The following is a 16,150-nucleotide window of genomic DNA, read 5'->3' as shown; positions in this document are numbered from 1 at the left end:
GGGCGGATCAGGGGGCGTCGTCGGGGCGTACGGCGATGTGGTCCGGCTCCAGCTCCAGCAGCACCCGGTGCTCCATGCCCAGCGCCTCCGTGTACTCGGCGGGCAACTGGAGCCGCCCGGCGCGGTCGAGGGTGGCGTACTCGCGGGCCACCATCGCCTCCCGGCCCTGCGCGTCCAGCTCCGTGCGCCGCAGTACCTCCGAGGAGGTGCGGCCGTCGCGGATGGCGACCGAACGGCGGACCTCGCCCGCCACCGCACGGTCGTGCGTGACGATCACGACGGTGGTGCCGAGCTCCTCGTTGGCCCGCCGGAACGCGGCGAAGACCTGCTCACCCGTCGCCGAGTCCAGCTCGCCCGTCGGCTCGTCGGCCAGCAGCACGGACGGCGCGTTGGCCAGGGCGACGGCGATCGCGACCCGCTGCTGCTGCCCGCCGGACATCTGGTGCGGGCGCCGGTCCCGGCACTCGGCGACGTCCAGCATCGACAGCAGCTCCCGCACGCGCCCCGCCCGCCCCGCCCGCCCGGCCCGGCCGGCCCGGCCGCGCAACTGCATCGGCAGCGCCACGTTCTGGGCGGCGGTCAGGTACGGCAGCAGGTTGCGGGCCGTCTGCTGCCACACGAAACCCACCACCTCCCGCCGGTAGCGCAGCCGCGCCCGCGCGTCCATCGTGAGCAGGTCGCACCCCGCCACCCGGGCCGCGCCCGCCGTCGGCACGTCCAGGCCGGCCAGAATGTTCATCAGCGTCGACTTGCCGCTGCCCGACGCCCCGACCAGCGCCATCAACTCGCCCTCGCGCACCAGCAGGTCGAGCCCCTGCAGCGCCTGCACCTCCACCCCGTCGGCGCTGAACACGCGCACGAGACGGTCGCAGACGATCATCGCGCCGTCCCCGTACGCGGGCCCGTCCCGCCGCTCGGCGACGCGCCGCTCCAGCTCCGCCAGCGTGGTGTCCCTCATCGTGCCTCCCCTGCCCCGAGTTCCCCGACCGAGCCGCGGCGCGTCACCCACCATGCCTGACCCAGAGCGACCGCCGACGTCAGCACCACCACCCCCACCGCGGGCAGCACCAGCGACCAGGCGTCCGCCCGCAGCGGCGCGCCGTCGAACGCGGCGAGCCCCGGCGCCGCCGCGAGCGCCAGCCGCGCCAGGTCGACGCCCGGCGACAGCAGCGCGACGGCCGCCCACCCCGTGAGCGTCCCGCCGGCCGCCGCCAGCAGGGCCTGCGGCAGCGCCTCCAGGCCCAGCAGCCACCGGCCCTGCCGCCGCGACAGGCCCAGCGTGCGCAACCGCGCCAGCAGCGCCGCCCGTCCGGGCGCTCCGTGCAGCAGCGCCAGCAGCAGCGCCAGCGCGGCGTACCCGGCGCCCGCCGCGACGGCGCCCGCGTAGACCCGCTCGGCGCCCGTCTGCATCGGCGACTCGACGAACCCGGCACGCGCCTCCGAGCGGAGCCGGACGGAGAAGCCGCCGGCCGCCGACCCGACCGCGGAGCGCAGCGCCCCGCCCTCCACCGGGCCGCTCACCAGCAGCACCGTGTCCGCCCGGTGCGTGAGGTCGGCGGCGTTCACGACGATGAAGTCCGCTCCCGGCACCGCGGGGGTCCGCTCCCGCACGCCCGCCACCCGCACCCGGAAGGTCCCCGCGTGCGACTGGACCAGCCGCTGTTCGGCGCCCATCAGCCGGGCGACCGACGGCGAGACGACCGCGGGCAGCAGCGGCACCCGGCCCCCGTCCCCGTCACCCGCCCGCCGAAGGTCACCGGCGGGGAAGGAGCCCTGCCCGGTGCGGCGCGCCAGTTCCGCGTACGCGCCGGGCTCCACACCGATCAGCGTCACGCTCATCGAACCGGGCACACCCGGCCGGTCCGCCAGCGGCACGCCGTACTCCACCTGGACCGCCACCGCCTCCCGCACGCCCTCGACACCCCGCACCGCCTCCACCAGCCCGTCCGGCAGCGGCACCGCCTCAGCGGCCCCCGACACCCGGGCGTCCCCGCCCGTCTCCAGCACCGCCGCCTCCTCCCGGGCCGCCGCCACGCCCGCCAGCACCGACCCGCCGAACCCCGCCGTCGTCAGCGCGACCAGCAGCGCCAGCAGCGTCAGCGCACCCGCCGCCGGCGACCGGGCCGCACCCGCCAGCGCCAGCGGCCCCACCACGCCCCGCAGCCGGCGCGCCGGACGGGCCGCCCAGCGCAGCGGCAGCGGATACAGCCGCACGAGCACGAGCGCGGCGACCAGGCCCACCAGGACCGGCGCCGAGCCGGCGAGGAGGTCCGCCCCGCCCGCCCCCGCGTCCCGCGTGCGCAGCGCCGCCACCGCGGCCACGGCCAGGGCCAGCAGCGTCAGTTCCGCCACCGTGCGCCGCCGCGAGGGCCGCGCGGCCACCAGGTCGTCCCGGCCGCGGTGCACCCCCGGCCGCCGGTGCGGGAACACCGCTCGCACCGGCAGCACCCCACACACCACCAGCGCCACCGCGCCCGCGCCGGCCGCCGCGTACCCGAACCGGTCCGATCCCACCAGCCACACGGCGAGCAACAGCCCCAGCGCGGCGGCCGGAACCGCGACCACGGCCGTCTCCGCCAGCAGCCGCCCGCCGATCCCGCCCAGCGACCCGCCCCGCGCCCGCAGCAGCGCCGGCTCGTCCCGCCGCCGCGCGGCGCCCAGCCCCGCCGCCATGCCCACCACCACGACGGCCACCGTCCCGGCCCCGGCCGCGGCGACCGCCACGACCGGCCCGATGGCGGCGCGCATCCCGTCGTGGGAGGCGAGCAGGTCACCGAGCCGGGTGTCGACCGCGGCCGCGTCACCGAGCCGCCCGCGCACCGCCAGCAGGTCCGGGCCGCCCGTCAGCGAGGCGACCGCCCCCGTCAGCGCGGGCGCGTCCCGGGCCGTCAGGTGCCCGGTGGCCGGCGCGATCCGCCAGAAGCCCTGCGGCTCACCGGCCGTGCCCAGCAGCACGGGAGCCGCCTCGGGCGGCAGGAGCAGCGCCGCATCCCAGAAGAACCGGGGCGCGCCCGCCGCCTGCCTGGCGGTGAGTTCGGGCGTCCGCAGGCGCGGCTCGACCGACCAGTACGCCTGCCGCGGCGACCGGGGCTGGACGACGCCGGTGATCCGTACGGCGAGCGGCCCGCGCCCGGCACGGGGCAGGTGCACCACCGAACCGGGGGACAGCTCCAGGGCCTCGGCGGTGTCGGCGGTGACCGCCGCCTCCACCCCGGTGGCGGTCGCCGTCGCGGGGGCGGTGGGCAGGCGTCCGGCGCGCACGGTGGCGTGCCGGCCCAGCTCCGAGGGCGTGGCCAGGGTGAACTCGGGCGGCAGGCCGTCGGGCGCCGGGAGGCCCGGATCGCTCGCCGGCAGCGGCCTGGTGGTGCGCAGCCCGTACGACGACTGCGCGGCGTCGGCCCGTACGGGCTCCGGCAGGGCGTCCAGGACCGCCCGGTGCAGCGTCCGCAGCGCCTCCGGCCGCACGTGCGCCTCCCCGGTGCCCGGCCCGGCCGGCACGGTCACCTCGACGACGGAGTCGGGCGGGGCGGCGCCGGCGATCCGGTGGCGCAGGCCCTCCGTCTCGTACGCGTCGACGGCACGCGGGAACGCGGCGGCGAGGAACGCGGTCACCGCCACGAGCAGGCCCAGGGCGACGGCGGCCCCGGGGAAGGCCCGCAGCCGGGTCCGCACCCAGGGCGCGGCAACAGCGGTCCGGCGCATCTCAGTCGCCTCCCCGGAAAGGCGCCCGGTGCCGCGGCGCCACGGCCGGGTCGTGGCGGCGCAGCGCGATCGCGGCCACCGTCAGCAGCGGCAGCGCCGCCACGGCGGCCAGCAGCAGCGCCACCCGTTCCGGCGGCAGTTCGACCAGGACGCCCGGCACGGGCCGGGCCGCCCGGCCGGTCAGCACCACCAGCGGCACGACGGCCCGGGTCAGTACGGTGCCGAGGGCGAGGCCCACCAGCAGCACGATGCCGACGAGCAGTCCCTGCTCGGCCGCCAGGAGCCGGGCAAGGCGGCGGCGCGGCGCGCCCAGCGCCCGCAGCACACCGAACTCGGCCGCCCGCTCCCGCAGCGTCCCGGCCGCGCTCACCGCGAAGCCCACCGCCGCCAGGGCCGCCGCGGCCACCGCCACCGCCGTCAGCGCCGAGCGCGGTCCCGCGCCCAGCGGGTCGCGCAGCAGCTCACCGGCCACCTCGTCGCGTACGAGCACCTGCGCCGGATCCCGGTCGGGCTCGGCCCGCAGCGCGGCCGCCACGCCGGCGGTCCGGCCGGGGGCGGGCGCGAGCCACCACTCGGTGGGCGCCAGGGCGAGCCCGGTGCGGCCGACCGCCGCCAGGTCCACCAGCAGGGCCCCGCCGCCCGGCTCCGCCGGGGTGGTCGGCAGGTCCCGTACGGTGCCGACGACGGTCACCCGCACCTGGCGGCCCGCCAGCGTCACGTCCAGGCTCTGGCCGCGCCGCGCCCCGGAGGCGGCCAGGAAGGCATCGGTGGCGACGGCCGGTACCGCGTCCGCGCGGGGCGGCGGGGGCGGGCCGGCGAGGACGGTGAAGTGCTGCGGGTCGAAACGGGGGTCGACCGGTGTGGCGCCGGTGCCGTACGCCAGGGTCAGCGGCGCCCGGGCCCCGGAGGCGACCGTGACCGGGGCGGTCCCCGCGGGGTTCTCGCTGGTGGTCAGCCGCCCGCGCCAGGCGCCGAACGCGGCCGCCGGTACCGGGCGTTCGGCGCCGGCGGCGGTGACGGCGACCAGCCGCTCCAGCACGAACCGGTGCCGCTCGCCCCGCCGGTGGGGCAGCGGGCCGGACAGCTCCACCCCGGTCAGGGCCACCGGACCGGCGGGGCCGCCGGAGGCCGCGCCCAGGTCGGCGGTGCCGTTCCGGTCCAGCGGCAGCCGGTAGGCCAGGCCGTGCCGGTCCTCCACCGTCACGGCGGCGTCGACGCGGGCGCCCGCGCCGGTCACCCGGGTGGTGAGCCGCAGCCGGACGGTGCCGTCCGGCAGGGGCACCCCGGGCCGCTCCCGGCGCGGCGGGGCGAGGCGGGCGAGGAGCCGGCCGGGCGGTACGTCCGCCAGGTCGCGGCGCAGCAGCAGGCCCTCACGTACGCGGGAGGTGTCCAGCGCCAGGACGGTAGCCGACCGGTCGCCCGGCAGCTCCGTCACCGCCCGGTGGGCGGGCGCCGCGTCCCGCACCCCGGGCAGCCGCCCGTACGCCCCCGCCCGGCCCGGATCACCGGTGCGGTCGTCCAGCACCCGCACGGACGCGCCCGTCGCGAAGTCCGCCTGGTCGCGCTGCGACCGGTCCCACGAGGCGCTCTGACCGATCGCCGGCATGCCCGTCGCCACCGCCAGCACCAGCAGCAGCACCGGGCCCGCCCCGCGCAGCGGCCGCCTGCTGAACTGCCAGCCCGCCAGCGCCACCCCGAGCCCGCGCCCGCCCGCCGCGCGCCGCTCCGCCAGCCGGGCGGCGGGCGGCAGCAGCCGCAGCGTCAGCACGGTACCGGCCAGCAGCGCCAGCGCGGGAGCCGCCACCAGCAGGGGGTCGACGCCCGCGCCGGCCGCCGGGGACGCCGTGTGCCGGTCCAGCCGCCAGTACGCCACCGCCGCGACCACCAGCAGCCCGACGTCGGCCCCCGCCCGCACCGGCGCCGGCAGTGCGCCCGCCCGCCCCCGCGCCGACCGCACCGGGCCGGCGGCGGCCATCAGCGCCGGGGCCACCACGGCGGCCGCGCACGCCGCCGCCACCCCGGCGGCGACCAGCCACACCGGACCGGCCGGGGCGCCCCCGGGCCGCAGCCCGATCCCGTCGAGCGCACCGCCGCCGGACAGGAGCCGGGTCAGCGGCCCGGCCAGCAGCGGCGCGACCACCGCGGCGGGCCCGGCCAGCAGCAGCGCCTCCAGCGCCGCGAGACCGGCGATCCGCCGCGCCGAACCGCCCCGGGCCCGCAACAGCTCCGTCTCGCCCGCCCGTTCCGTCCGCAGCAGCCGGGCGACCAGCAGCAGCGTGTACGCCGCCAGCAGCACGAGCTGGACGGCCACGATCATCAGGGTCGTGCGGGCCACCAGCAGTGCCCGCTCGCTGTCGCCGAGGACGGCGGGCAGGGACGTACGGGCGGTCGCCGCGCCGCCGAACGCGGGGTCGGCGGCGAGGGCGGCGGGACGGGACCTGGCCGCCTCGCGCAGGGCGCCGATACCCCCGGTGGTGAGAGTGCCGAAGTCGGCGGAGGCCAGCCAGGACGTCTCGTCGGTGGTGACCCGGCCGGAACGCAGCACCGACGGGTCGGTGAGCAGCGGACCGTAGGTGGTGAAGACGACGGTGCGGACACCACGCCCGCCGAGGGAGTCCAGCCGCCAGTAGGGGTCGGCCGGGTCGGCCGGCCGGTACACGCCGGTGACGCGCACCGTGACGGGCTCTCCGCCGAGCCGGTCGGTGACGGTGAGCCGGTTGCCCGGTGCGAGCCCCAGCCGCTGGGCGGCGGCCTCGGGCAGGGCGGCCTCGACGTCTGCGCCGGAGGCGGGCCACGTCCCCCGGAGCAGGCGGAGGCGTGAGCGGTCCAGGGCGGCGAAGTGGGTCAGGTCGGGCTCACCCGCGCGGGCGCCCGGCTGCCGGAGCGCGCGCGGCAGGGCGTACGAACCGGAGCGCTCCATCCGCCGTACGGTCACGGGCAGCCCGGCGAACGTCCGGCGCGCCCCCTCCCGGGCGGCCTGGTCGGCCGCTTCCCGCCGCTCCGGCGGGACATGGGCGGTGACCACCAGCGAGGCGGCGGAGGCGGCGCGGCCGTGCAGGGTGTGGCGGAGGGCGGCGTCGCCGACGGAGCCCGCGAACGCGGTCAGCGCGGCCAGCACGGACGTGGTCAGCAGGACGGCGAGGAGGGCGGCGGCCAGGAGTAACCGGTGCGCGCGGACGCGCAGGAGCACGAAACCGGTCACACAGCCCCCCGCGCCGTCGAACGCCTGATCGTTCCCCGGATACTTGCAGACGGCATGTGCCGGAGTAACCGCTTGCACGCGGATGTTGACGGGATCGTGACCGTCGTCCGGCGGGGCCGCACGTGGGTGTGCCCCGCCCCGCGCCCGTCACCCCGGCGGCGGCGCCCGCCCCCGTGCGCGCGGCCCTCAGTCGCCGCGCGGCACCCACCGGTGTGTGAACCGGGCACCCAGCCACCCGCCCAGCACGGTCGCCGCCCCGCACACCAGGGCGGCCAGCGCCAGCGCGCCGCCGAGCAGCCCGAGCGGCGAACTCGCGGACGGGGAGAGGAAACCGACGTTCACCGCCGCCAGCACCCCCGCGAACAGCGCGGCCAGGCCCAGTGAGCAGGCCATCGGCACCCCCATCCCCCACCAGGCGACCCGCAGGTGGAACCCCGCGCCCGAGGTGTACCCGGCCAGCGCCCGCAGCTCGTCCGCCCGGTCGAGGAACGCGTGCAGCAGCCCGGCCGCCCCGGCGAGCGCCAGCAGCAGGAACCCGACGGCCGCCACGAGCACCACCCAGTCCGCCTGCCGCGCCCGGGCCTGGGCGCCGATGACGCTGGTGTCCCCGGGGACCCCCACGTGCGGCAGCGGCAGCGTCGCCCGGGCGGCCCGCTCAGCCCGCTCGCGTCCCTCCGGCCCGCTCGTCAGGACGACGAACGGCCCCTGTTCCCGCAGCAGTTGCGCCCGTGAGGAGGCCGCCTGGACGTGGACCAGGCCGAAACTCATCCAGCGCAGGGCCTCCGTACGGGGGGTGCGCTCGGAGAAGACGTCGTGCACCGGGACGGCCCGGTCGCGCGGGCAGGTTCGCATGGCACCCAGCGCCGCGAGGTCCCGGCAGTCGCCGCGCAGCACGGGCGGGCCGGTGCCGGACGCGCCGTCGCCCGGCACCACGCGCAGCACCCGGTCGCCCGGGCCCAGCGCGGCCGTGAACCGCGCGTGCGCCGCCGCCCCGGCGGGCGCGCTGTAGACCTCCAGGAGCCGGTCGTCCAGCCGCTCGCCGAGCACGGTGGCGTGACGCGCCTCGCTCGTCAGGTCGGTGACCATCACCACGGCCTGGGCGACCAGGCCCAGCATCACCACGAGGGCCGCGCCCGCCCGGGCGATCACCGTGGGATGGGCGGCCGCCCACCGCCCGCCGACCAGCCGTGCCGGGTTGCCCGTGCCCTGCCGGGTCAGCCGGACGGACACCCGGGCGGCCGCCCGTCCCAGCAGCGGCGGCAGGCCGATCAGCGTCAGGGTCGTGCCCAGGACGAAGAGCCGGATGCCCATCGCCCCGCCCGCCGCCGCCCCGGACACCACGGCCAGGCCGCCCACCGCGCTCACCGTGCCCGGCCACGCGGACGGCAGCGGCCGCGCCGGCCGGGGCCGCCCGGACCCGGCGGGGCGCACCCGCAGGTGCAGCGCGGCGAACAGCAGGCACAGCGCCGCCCACACCCCCGCGAGCGCGAGCGGGAACTGCCAGCGCAGCGGCGCCAGATCGGCGGCCGACACCGCGTAACCGGTCAGCGGCAGCCGTATGCCGGTCAGCGTGGCCGCCACCAGTGGTACGCCCGCGAGGACCGTGCCGGCCGCCAGCGGGCGCAGGCACTCCCCGGCCGCGATCCTCGCCCGCACGGAACGCCCGCCGCCGATCGCGTACAGCACCGCCAGCCGTCCGTCCCGCTGCCGGGCCCCGAGCCGCGAGGACACGGCCAGCAGCACGGCGGCGGGCAGCCCGAGCTGGGGGACCAGCAGCCAGTACAGGTCGCTCTCCGGCCGGTCGAACGACTGGCTGACGAAGGAGGGCGGGCCGGCCGGCCGCTCCGCCCCGAACCCGGTGATCCCCAGCGTCGTCTCGTGCCCCTTGATCGTGACGCCGGCCGGCGGGCGGACGTACACGAACAGCTCGCCCGCGTCGGCCAGTCCCTCCTCCGCGACCGTGCCCGCCAGCCTGCCGAACCGGGTGGCGGCCGCCGGCATCACGTCGAGCAGGGCCGGCGACACGAACGCCTCGCCCGGCCGCGGCCAGCGGGGCAGCCCGGGCGGCAGCGGCGCGGACGGGGCGGCGGGTTCCAGGTGGACCACCGAGAAGGTCCACTCCCGCCAACTGTCGTCGCTCTGCGTCCACCAGGCGGCAGGCCGGGCGTCCGGGGGCATGACCGGCACCGGCAGCCGGGCCGTCACGCGCGCCTCCCGCGCCTCGTGCACGGCGTGGACCGCCTGCACGCACCACACCAGCAGCGCCGCCGCCGCCGCGGCGAGCACCAGGGACAGGGCCTGCAGGGTCAGCCGGGGGTCCCGCCGGCCGGCCGCGCCGGCCGAGGCGCGGCGGCCGACGGCGAGCAGGTGGGCGGTCGCGCCACGGCGCCGGGCGCGCCTCACGGGCCGGCCACCGCGGTGCCGGTGGTGCCGGTGGCGTCGTGCAGCGTGCCGTCCCGCAGGGTCAGTTGCCGGTCGGCGTAGAAGGCGACGACGGGGTTGTGCGTGACGACCACCAGCGTGCAGCCGTACTGGACGGGCAGCCCGAACAGCAGCGCGCAGACGTCGTCCGTGGCGTGCTCGTCGAGCGCGCCGGTCGGCTCGTCGGCGAGGACCACCGGCGGCCGGGTCGACAGCGCGCGGGCCACCGCGACCCGCTGGCGCTCGCCGCCGGACAGCACGCCCGCGGGGGAGTCGGCCACCTTGCCGACGCCCAGCTCGCGCAGCAGCCGCCCGGCCCTCCCGTACGCCTCCCGCCGGCCCTTCCCGGCGATCAGCAGCGGCAGAGCGGCGTTCTCCAGCGCGCTCAGCTCCGGCAGCAGCTCGCCGAACTGGTAGACGAAGCCGAGGGTGTTCAGCCGCCATGCGGCGGCCTTGGCGGGCCGCAGCGCGGCGATGTCGGTCCCGCACACCCGCACGCTTCCGGTGCGGGGGCGGTGCAGTCCGGCGAGGCAGGACAGCAGGGTCGACTTGCCGCTGCCGCTGGGGCCGGTGACGGCGACGGACTCGCCGGGGTGGGCGGTCATCGCGGCGTTCCGCAGCAGGGTGCGGCCGCCGAGCTCGCAGGTCAGTCCGGAGACGGTCAGGGTCGGTGCCGGCGCCACGGTCAGGGGTGCCTCTTCCAGGCGGAGCACGCGTCCGTCACCAGTGGGCGGTTCTCGCACGTCTGCATGGTGTAGACCGAGTACGTCCCGGTCGTGGAGGTCCTGCAGTAGCCGTTGGTCTCCTCCATCCGCACCACGGTGTCCGGCGTGGTCCGGCGGAAGTTGACGTAGACGTTGAAGCCGTCGTACTCGCGGTCGCAGACCCCGGCGAACTTGTGGTCCCTGCCGATGTAGCCGAAGTCCTCGCCCTCGTAGACGTAGAAGGTGTCACCGAAGGCGGTACCGGCGCCGAGCAGCGCCGCCGTCGTCGCGATCGCCACGGCACCCGCCCGTATGGTCCTCCGTCGCACCTTTGCACCTCCGTAAGACGAGGGGCACCCGCCCGCTGCGGATGCCCGTTCGATCTGTTGCGGCTGTGAACTTAGGGGGTCGGAGGTGGTCGTGGGGACGGGGCGTTGCAGAGTTGGCCGGAACCTTTTCTGTCACTTCCCGGTCACGGAGGGTGAGGCGGCTCAGTCCGGGGTGTTCACCATCGACGCGGCGGCGTACGTCAGGTAGTTCCAGAGCGTCCGCTCGTGCTCCTCGGACAGGCCGAGCTCGTCGACCGCCGCCCGCATGTGCGTCAGCCAGGCGTCGTGGGCCGCCCGGTCCACGGTGAAGGGCGCGTGCCGCATCCGCAGGCGGGGGTGGCCGCGGTTGTCGCTGTAGGTGCGGGGACCGCCCCAGTACTGCATCAGGAACAGCACCAGCCGCTCCTCGGCCGGTCCCAGGTCCTCCTCCGGGTACATCGGCCGCAGCAGCGGGTCCTGGGCAACCCCCTGGTAGAAGCGGTGGACGAGGCGCCGGAAGGTCGGCTCGCCGCCGACCTGCTCGTAGAAGGTCTGCTCCTGAAGCGTGCCGCGCGGGATCTCATTCACGACTCCATCGTCTCAGACGCCCCGGCCGGCAACCCCGGGCCCGGTCCCGCCCGGGCCTCCCACGGCTTCCGGGCCACTCGCCTGCGGCCCCCGTGCGCAGCATGGTGGAGGTATGCGCACACACGGAGAGCGTCCGCCGCGGCCGGAGGACCCCTTCGCCGAGGCCGCCGCGGCGGCACGGCGCGAGCTGGTACGGGAGATCGCCGCGGGCGGCGACCTCCAGGACCCCGCCTGGCGGGCCGCGTTCGAGGAGGTGCCCCGGCACCTGTTCGTGCCGTACTTCTACACAGGGGGTGGGGCTGCCCCCTGTTCGAGCGCAGCCGAGAGCTCGGGGGAGGGGGGATACGAGCGGTTGTGGTGCGAGGATGCCGACCCCGACCGGCGCAGGCGCTGGCTGGAGGGCGCCTACCTGGACCGGCCGCTCGCCACCCGGGTACGGGACGGGGACCTGGTCTCGTCGGCGAGCCAGCCGTCCCTGATGGCCGGAATGCTGCACGCGCTGGAGCTGCGCGACGGGGACGCCGTCCTGGAGATCGGCGCCGGGACCGGGTACAACGCGGCGCTCCTGTCGCACCGGCTGGGCGACGACCGGGTGACCACCGTCGACCTGGACGAGGACATCACGGAGGCGGCCCGCGCCCACCTGGCGGCGGCCGGGTACCACCCCGCCGTGGTCACCGGCGACGGTGCGCGCGGGTGCCCCGGGCGGGCCCCGTTCGACGCGGTCGTCGCGACCTGCGCCGTCTCCTCCGTACCGCCCGCGTGGCCGGCGCAGTGCCGCCCGGGGGCGCGCATCCTGGCGCCGCTGTCCACGGGGCTCGTCCGGCTGCGGGTGCGGGACGCCGGGCACGCGGAGGGCCGCTTCCTGCGCACGTCCGCGTTCTTCGTCCCGCTGCGGGGCGCCACCCCGCCCGCGCCGGTGGTGCACACGGGCGGCCTGCCCCGGCGGGCGACCGACAACGAGCTGTTCCGCTTCCTGCTGACGCTGACCGCCGGCAGCCTGGACCCGCACGAGGCGTACTCGCTTTGGCAGCGCGAGCGACGCCCCGCGCGGGAACGTTTCGGCGTGACGGTCAGCGGTGAGCACCAGTGGGCCTGGCTGGACGACCCCGAGGGGCCGTACGCCTGGCCCCTGGGGGCGCGGGGCTAGCCCCGGAGGATCGTGATCGTCGTCCAGGCGCCCACGTGGACCCGGTCACCGTCCTTGAGCGGGACGGGGACGTAGGGCTGGATCGGGTCCTCGCCGCCGTTGAGCGTGGTGCCGTTGGTGGAGTTCTGGTCGACGACCGCCCAGGAGCCGTCCGGCTGCTGCACCAGCACGGCGTGCTGGTGCGAGACGCCCGGGTCCTCCGGCGGCACGGACAGGTCGATGTCGGGGGACTCGCCCGTGGAGTGCCGCCGGCGGCCGATGCTGATCTGGTTGCCGGACAGCGGCAGCCGCTGCTCGGGGGAGTACGCGGGCAGGTTGAGGCCCGCGGCCTCGGGGCCGCTGCGCTGCATCATCGCCATGAAGTACGCCCGGTCGGGCGCGACGACCGCCGTCCACCCCGCGGACCCCTGCGGTGCCTGCGGCTGCTGCGGTGCCTGCGGCGCGTGCTGCTGGGGCGCGTGATGCTGCGGCGGCTGGGAGGCGTGCGGCGGCTGGGAGGCGTGCGACGGTGCCTGGGGTGCGTGGTGCTGGGGGGCCTGCGGCTGCGGTGCGTGCGGCTGCGGTGCCTCGGGCGCCTGGGGCTGCGGGGCCGGCTGGTGGGGCGCCTGGGGCTGCGCGGGCGGCGGCAGCATCCAGTCGTCCCCGCCCGTGCCGGTCGGCTGCGGCGGGGGCGGCGGACCCGGCTGCTGGAACGCCTGCGGGGGCCGCGGCGGGCCGGACGGCTGCTGGAACGCCTGGGGAACCGGCGGCGGGCCCTGCGGCGCGCCCTGCGGGGGCCGCTGGGGCGTGGACGGCTCGTGCGGCAGCGGCTCGGCCGGGCGGTTCATCTGCGAGGGGCGGGAGCCCTGGTACTCGTACGGGTCCGGCGGACGCGGCGCCTGCGGGGGCGACGGCGGCTGGGACTGGAACCCGGGCGGCAGGTTCAGCCCGGGCGGCGGGCCACCGGGACCTCCGGGGCCGCCCGGACGGGCCTGGCCGCCGGGGGCGGGGGGCGGTGCGACAGGGGTGTACGAGGTCGCCGTGTTGGTGAGGAAGTTCCACCGGCACTCCTCGCAGAACGGCGCCATGGCCTCGCGCGGAGTACGGCACTGCGGGCACAGCTCCGCCTGGGCGGTGGCGTTGGGGTCGCCGCCCGTGAAGCCGCCGGGAGCGCCGGGGCCGCCCGGCGCACCCGGACCGCCGGGGCCGCCCGGACCGGACGGGCCGGGGTAGCCGTACGCGGGCGGCGGCGGGGGAGGCGGCGGCGGAACGGCACCCGCAGGCGCGCCCGCCCCGGTCATGCGGTGGCCGCAGACCTCGCACCAGTCGTCGGAACCCGACTGGTGTCCGTTCGGGCAGGTCGGCATGTCGGCGCTTCCCCCTCTCCTCAACCGGCCCGCGGGCCGAGCAGATCGTGACCTATGTCGTGACGTTCTTCACGCGAACCGTCTTGGTGGAGCGGGTCTCGAGTGTCATCTCGTCCGCTTCCGCGACCTTCGCCTTCAGTCGCACAGTACCTGTCGCCGCGTCGACCACGTCCACCACCTTCGAAAGGAGTTTCGCGGTGTCCGCGTTCCCGGAGGCGGCCGCGAGCTGCACGGCACGGCCGAGTTTCGCCGTCGCTCCATCGAAATCGCCCGACTTGCGAGCATCCAGCCCCTGTTGGATGACCTGTGCCAGTTCGGCCTGTCCCGTGTAGTGCGCGACCTGGGGGTTGATGGAGGTGGAGGCCGCCATGTCGTCCGTCCACACCGCCCGTACCAGGCCCTGCGACAGGGTCTGGGGCGTGCCGCCGGCCGCGTCGGGCAGGACGAGCGAGACACGGGCCGCGAGCATCTCCTGGCCGATCCCGGCCTCCGGCACCCGGACGCACACGTGGTAGTCCCGGGACTCGTCGCCCCACGAGCCGGTCGGATAGTCCCCGGACCGGGGCCCCGCCTCCGTACGCCGGTCCGTCAGCTCCTCCACCGTCGGCGCCACCTGCTTGACGAAGACGATCTCCACCCCGACCGGGGTCCACAGGCGCAGGCTGACGTCGGCGACCTCCTTGCCCATCGCGTTCTCCATCATCCGCGTGAAGTCCGCGGCGAGGCCCGCCGGATCGGCGACGATGTCGGCCGTGCCCAGCAGCGCCGACGCGATCCCGGTGACCTCCTTCACCTCCCAGTCGGTCCCCACGCCCCGGGCGTCACACGTGAAGCGGCCGGCGCAGGCGTCGAGGGCCGCCCGCAGGTCGGCCGGCGTCTCGTGCTCGTTGCGGCCGTCGGTGAGCAGGATGCCGTGCCGGATCGGCACGTCGGCGGAGGCCAGCAGCCGGTCGGCGAGCGTCAGCCACGTACCGATCGCGGTGCCGCCGCCCGCGCTCAGCCTGCGCAGCGCATCCTTCGCCTCGGCGCGGGTGCGCGCGTCGGCGGTGGCCAGCCGGCCGCCCCCGGGGTACACCTCGGCGGCGACGTGGGTGCCGGCGACCACCGCGAAGGCGACGCCGTCGCGCAGCGTGTCGATCGCGGCGGCCGTGGCGTCGCGGGCGTTGCGCATCTTCGTCGGCGGGTACTCCATGGAGCCGGAGCAGTCGACCATGACGACGACGGCCGCGGCCGGCGCCTGTCCCGGTATGGACGAGGGCGAGACCGCCGCCCCGGCCAGCGGCGCCCCTCCGGTGGTGCCGCCTCCCGTCGAGGTGACCGTGACGATCGCGTTGACCTCGCGCCCGCCCTCCGGCAGGTACTCGTTCTGGTACACGTCCACCGAGAACTGCGGCACGTTCGACTTGGAGAAGTTCGCCATCTGATCGGCTCCTGGGGACTCGGGCTCCGGCACACACGCAACGGACAGAAGCGGATGGGGGGTTGGTCGTCGGACGAAACGGTCAGGCCGATCCTGCCCCCCGGGGCGCCACGGCGAACGGCATGACGGCCACTGTTACGTTGTCGTGGCCCCCGCCGTCGAGGGCGTGCCCCACGAGGACCTGGGCGCCGTGCAGCGGCCGGGCGGCCGCGTCGGGCGGCACGACCCGCGCCATGTCCTCGGCGCCCTCCGCGTAGTTCCACAGGCCGTCGGTGCACACCACGACGACACCGGGCCGGTCCGGTTTGAACGCGGCGGTGTGCGGCTCCAGTTCGTACGCGTCGGCCCCCAGCCAGCCGGTGATGGCGTGGGCGCGCTCGTCCGCGTACGCCTCGGCCTCGTTCATCAGGCCCGCCGCCACCATCTGCGCGGCCCAGGAGTCGTCCTCGGTGAGCCGGGCGGGCGGGCCGCCGCGGTCGTCCGGCACCCAGTAGGCCCGGCTGTCGCCGACCCATCCGACCACCAGCAGGCCGCCGGCGACCACCGCGCCCACGAGCGTGCAGGCCGGGGCGTTCTGGTGGCGGTGCGGGTCGTGCTCCATGGCGCCCGCGTCCTGACCCCCGCCGTCCGCCAGGGCGTTGACCGCCTCGGAGGCGGCCACGATCGCCTCGTGCATCGCCGCCTGCGGGTGCGTACCGCGCGGGAGGGACGCCAGCAGTGACTCGTTGGCGGCGGCCGCGGCGGCCGCCGACGCCTCGTCGGGGCGGGTCGCCGACGACACCCCGTCGCAGACGATCGCGACGACGGCCGGCGAACCGTCCGGCAGGGCGGTGGACGACACGGCGAACGCGTCCTCGTTGCGGTGGTGGCGCAGCCCCCGGTCGCTCACGGCGGCGACCGCGCCGAGCTCCTCCTCCATGTGGTCGCGTTCGCGCGGCTGGGCGTGCCCGCAGTTCTCGCAGTACCCGTCCGGGTCCACGTGCCCGGCCCGGCACGCCACGCACACCCGGGCGCCGGCGGCCGGAGCAGGCGCGTGCCCGCCCGCCCGGGGGTCGGGCACGCCCGGGTCGCCCGCCGCGGGCGCCACCTCCGGCGGTGCCACCCCGCCGGGCGCGGACGCCGCGTCCGGCGGGGCGGGCGTGTCGGGTGCGGCGACCGGGTCCGGCGCCCCGACCGGGTCCGGCGCCCCGACCGGGTCCGGTGCGGAGGCCCTGCCCGGTGCGGAGGCCCTGCCCGGTGCGGCGGCCGGGTCCGGCTCGCCGGGCGGTTCCGGCGCCCCGGCGGCGTACGGCGTGCCCGGCGCGCTCGT

The 16,150-nt window shown here is 77.6% G+C and carries 11 protein-coding genes; 1 reads left to right on the top strand and 10 read right to left on the bottom strand.

The features are described from left to right. Positions 1 to 7 precede the first annotated feature (7 nt). The 7 genes from E2B92_RS15830 to E2B92_RS15800 all read right to left on the bottom strand — a co-directional run bounded on the left by E2B92_RS15830 (position 8) and on the right by E2B92_RS15800 (position 10,925). Entirely contained in the window at positions 8 to 958 is a 951-nt protein-coding gene (locus E2B92_RS15830; RefSeq protein ID WP_133087572.1) for an ABC transporter ATP-binding protein, read from the bottom strand. Further along, entirely contained in the window at positions 955 to 3,702 is a 2,748-nt protein-coding gene (locus tag E2B92_RS15825; protein WP_133087571.1) for an FtsX-like permease family protein, read from the bottom strand. Before E2B92_RS15825 ends, E2B92_RS15830 begins: the two co-directional genes overlap by 4 nt. A gap of 1 nt (position 3,703) precedes the next feature. Further along, positions 3,704 to 6,904: an FtsX-like permease family protein gene (locus tag E2B92_RS15820; protein WP_133087570.1), complete on the bottom strand. Its 3,201-nt coding sequence runs from the start codon at positions 6,902 to 6,904 to the stop codon at positions 3,704 to 3,706. A 186-nt stretch (positions 6,905 to 7,090) separates the two neighbouring features. Beyond that, positions 7,091 to 9,307: a hypothetical protein gene (locus tag E2B92_RS32670; RefSeq protein ID WP_160159756.1), complete on the bottom strand. Its 2,217-nt coding sequence runs from the start codon at positions 9,305 to 9,307 to the stop codon at positions 7,091 to 7,093. Continuing rightward, on the bottom strand, positions 9,304 to 10,038 hold the full coding sequence (locus tag E2B92_RS15810; protein WP_235023843.1) for an ABC transporter ATP-binding protein: 735 nt from the start codon (positions 10,036 to 10,038) through the stop codon (positions 9,304 to 9,306). The genes E2B92_RS32670 and E2B92_RS15810 overlap by 4 nt, the downstream gene beginning before the upstream one ends. Continuing rightward, the gene (locus E2B92_RS15805) at positions 10,011 to 10,358 is read right to left on the bottom strand and encodes a hypothetical protein (protein ID WP_126889035.1); all 348 of its coding nucleotides are present in this window, start codon (positions 10,356 to 10,358) and stop codon (positions 10,011 to 10,013) included. Before E2B92_RS15805 ends, E2B92_RS15810 begins: the two co-directional genes overlap by 28 nt. 162 nt (positions 10,359 to 10,520) lie before the next feature. Then, a complete protein-coding gene (locus E2B92_RS15800; RefSeq protein WP_126889034.1) occupies positions 10,521 to 10,925 on the bottom strand; it encodes a globin in 405 nt (134 codons plus the stop codon). Between the two features lie 112 nt (positions 10,926 to 11,037). Here E2B92_RS15800 and E2B92_RS15795 point away from each other — a divergent pair, with 112 nt between their 5' ends. After that, a complete protein-coding gene (locus tag E2B92_RS15795; protein WP_126889033.1) occupies positions 11,038 to 12,075 on the top strand; it encodes a methyltransferase domain-containing protein in 1,038 nt (345 codons plus the stop codon). Here E2B92_RS15795 and E2B92_RS15790 read toward each other — a convergent pair. The 3 genes from E2B92_RS15790 to E2B92_RS15780 form a co-directional block, all read right to left on the bottom strand. Continuing rightward, the gene (locus tag E2B92_RS15790; protein WP_133087569.1) at positions 12,072 to 13,421 is read right to left on the bottom strand and encodes an FHA domain-containing protein; all 1,350 of its coding nucleotides are present in this window, start codon (positions 13,419 to 13,421) and stop codon (positions 12,072 to 12,074) included. The genes E2B92_RS15795 and E2B92_RS15790 overlap by 4 nt on opposite strands. A gap of 52 nt (positions 13,422 to 13,473) precedes the next feature. After that, positions 13,474 to 14,841 carry a vWA domain-containing protein gene (locus E2B92_RS15785; RefSeq protein ID WP_126884055.1) on the bottom strand — a complete coding sequence of 456 codons (1,368 nt, stop codon included), beginning with the start codon at positions 14,839 to 14,841 and terminating at the stop codon, positions 13,474 to 13,476. 82 nt (positions 14,842 to 14,923) lie between these two features. Beyond that, a partial coding sequence (locus E2B92_RS15780; RefSeq protein WP_200840166.1) for a PP2C family protein-serine/threonine phosphatase occupies positions 14,924 to 16,150 on the bottom strand: 1,227 nt, incomplete at its 5' end.

The sequence above is a fragment of the Streptomyces sp. WAC05374 genome (genome assembly GCF_004353505.1).
Taxonomy (GTDB): Bacteria; Actinomycetota; Actinomycetes; order Streptomycetales; family Streptomycetaceae; genus Streptomyces.
Note: the sequence above shows the minus strand (reverse complement) of the source record. Positions and strands in the feature narration are given on the sequence as shown.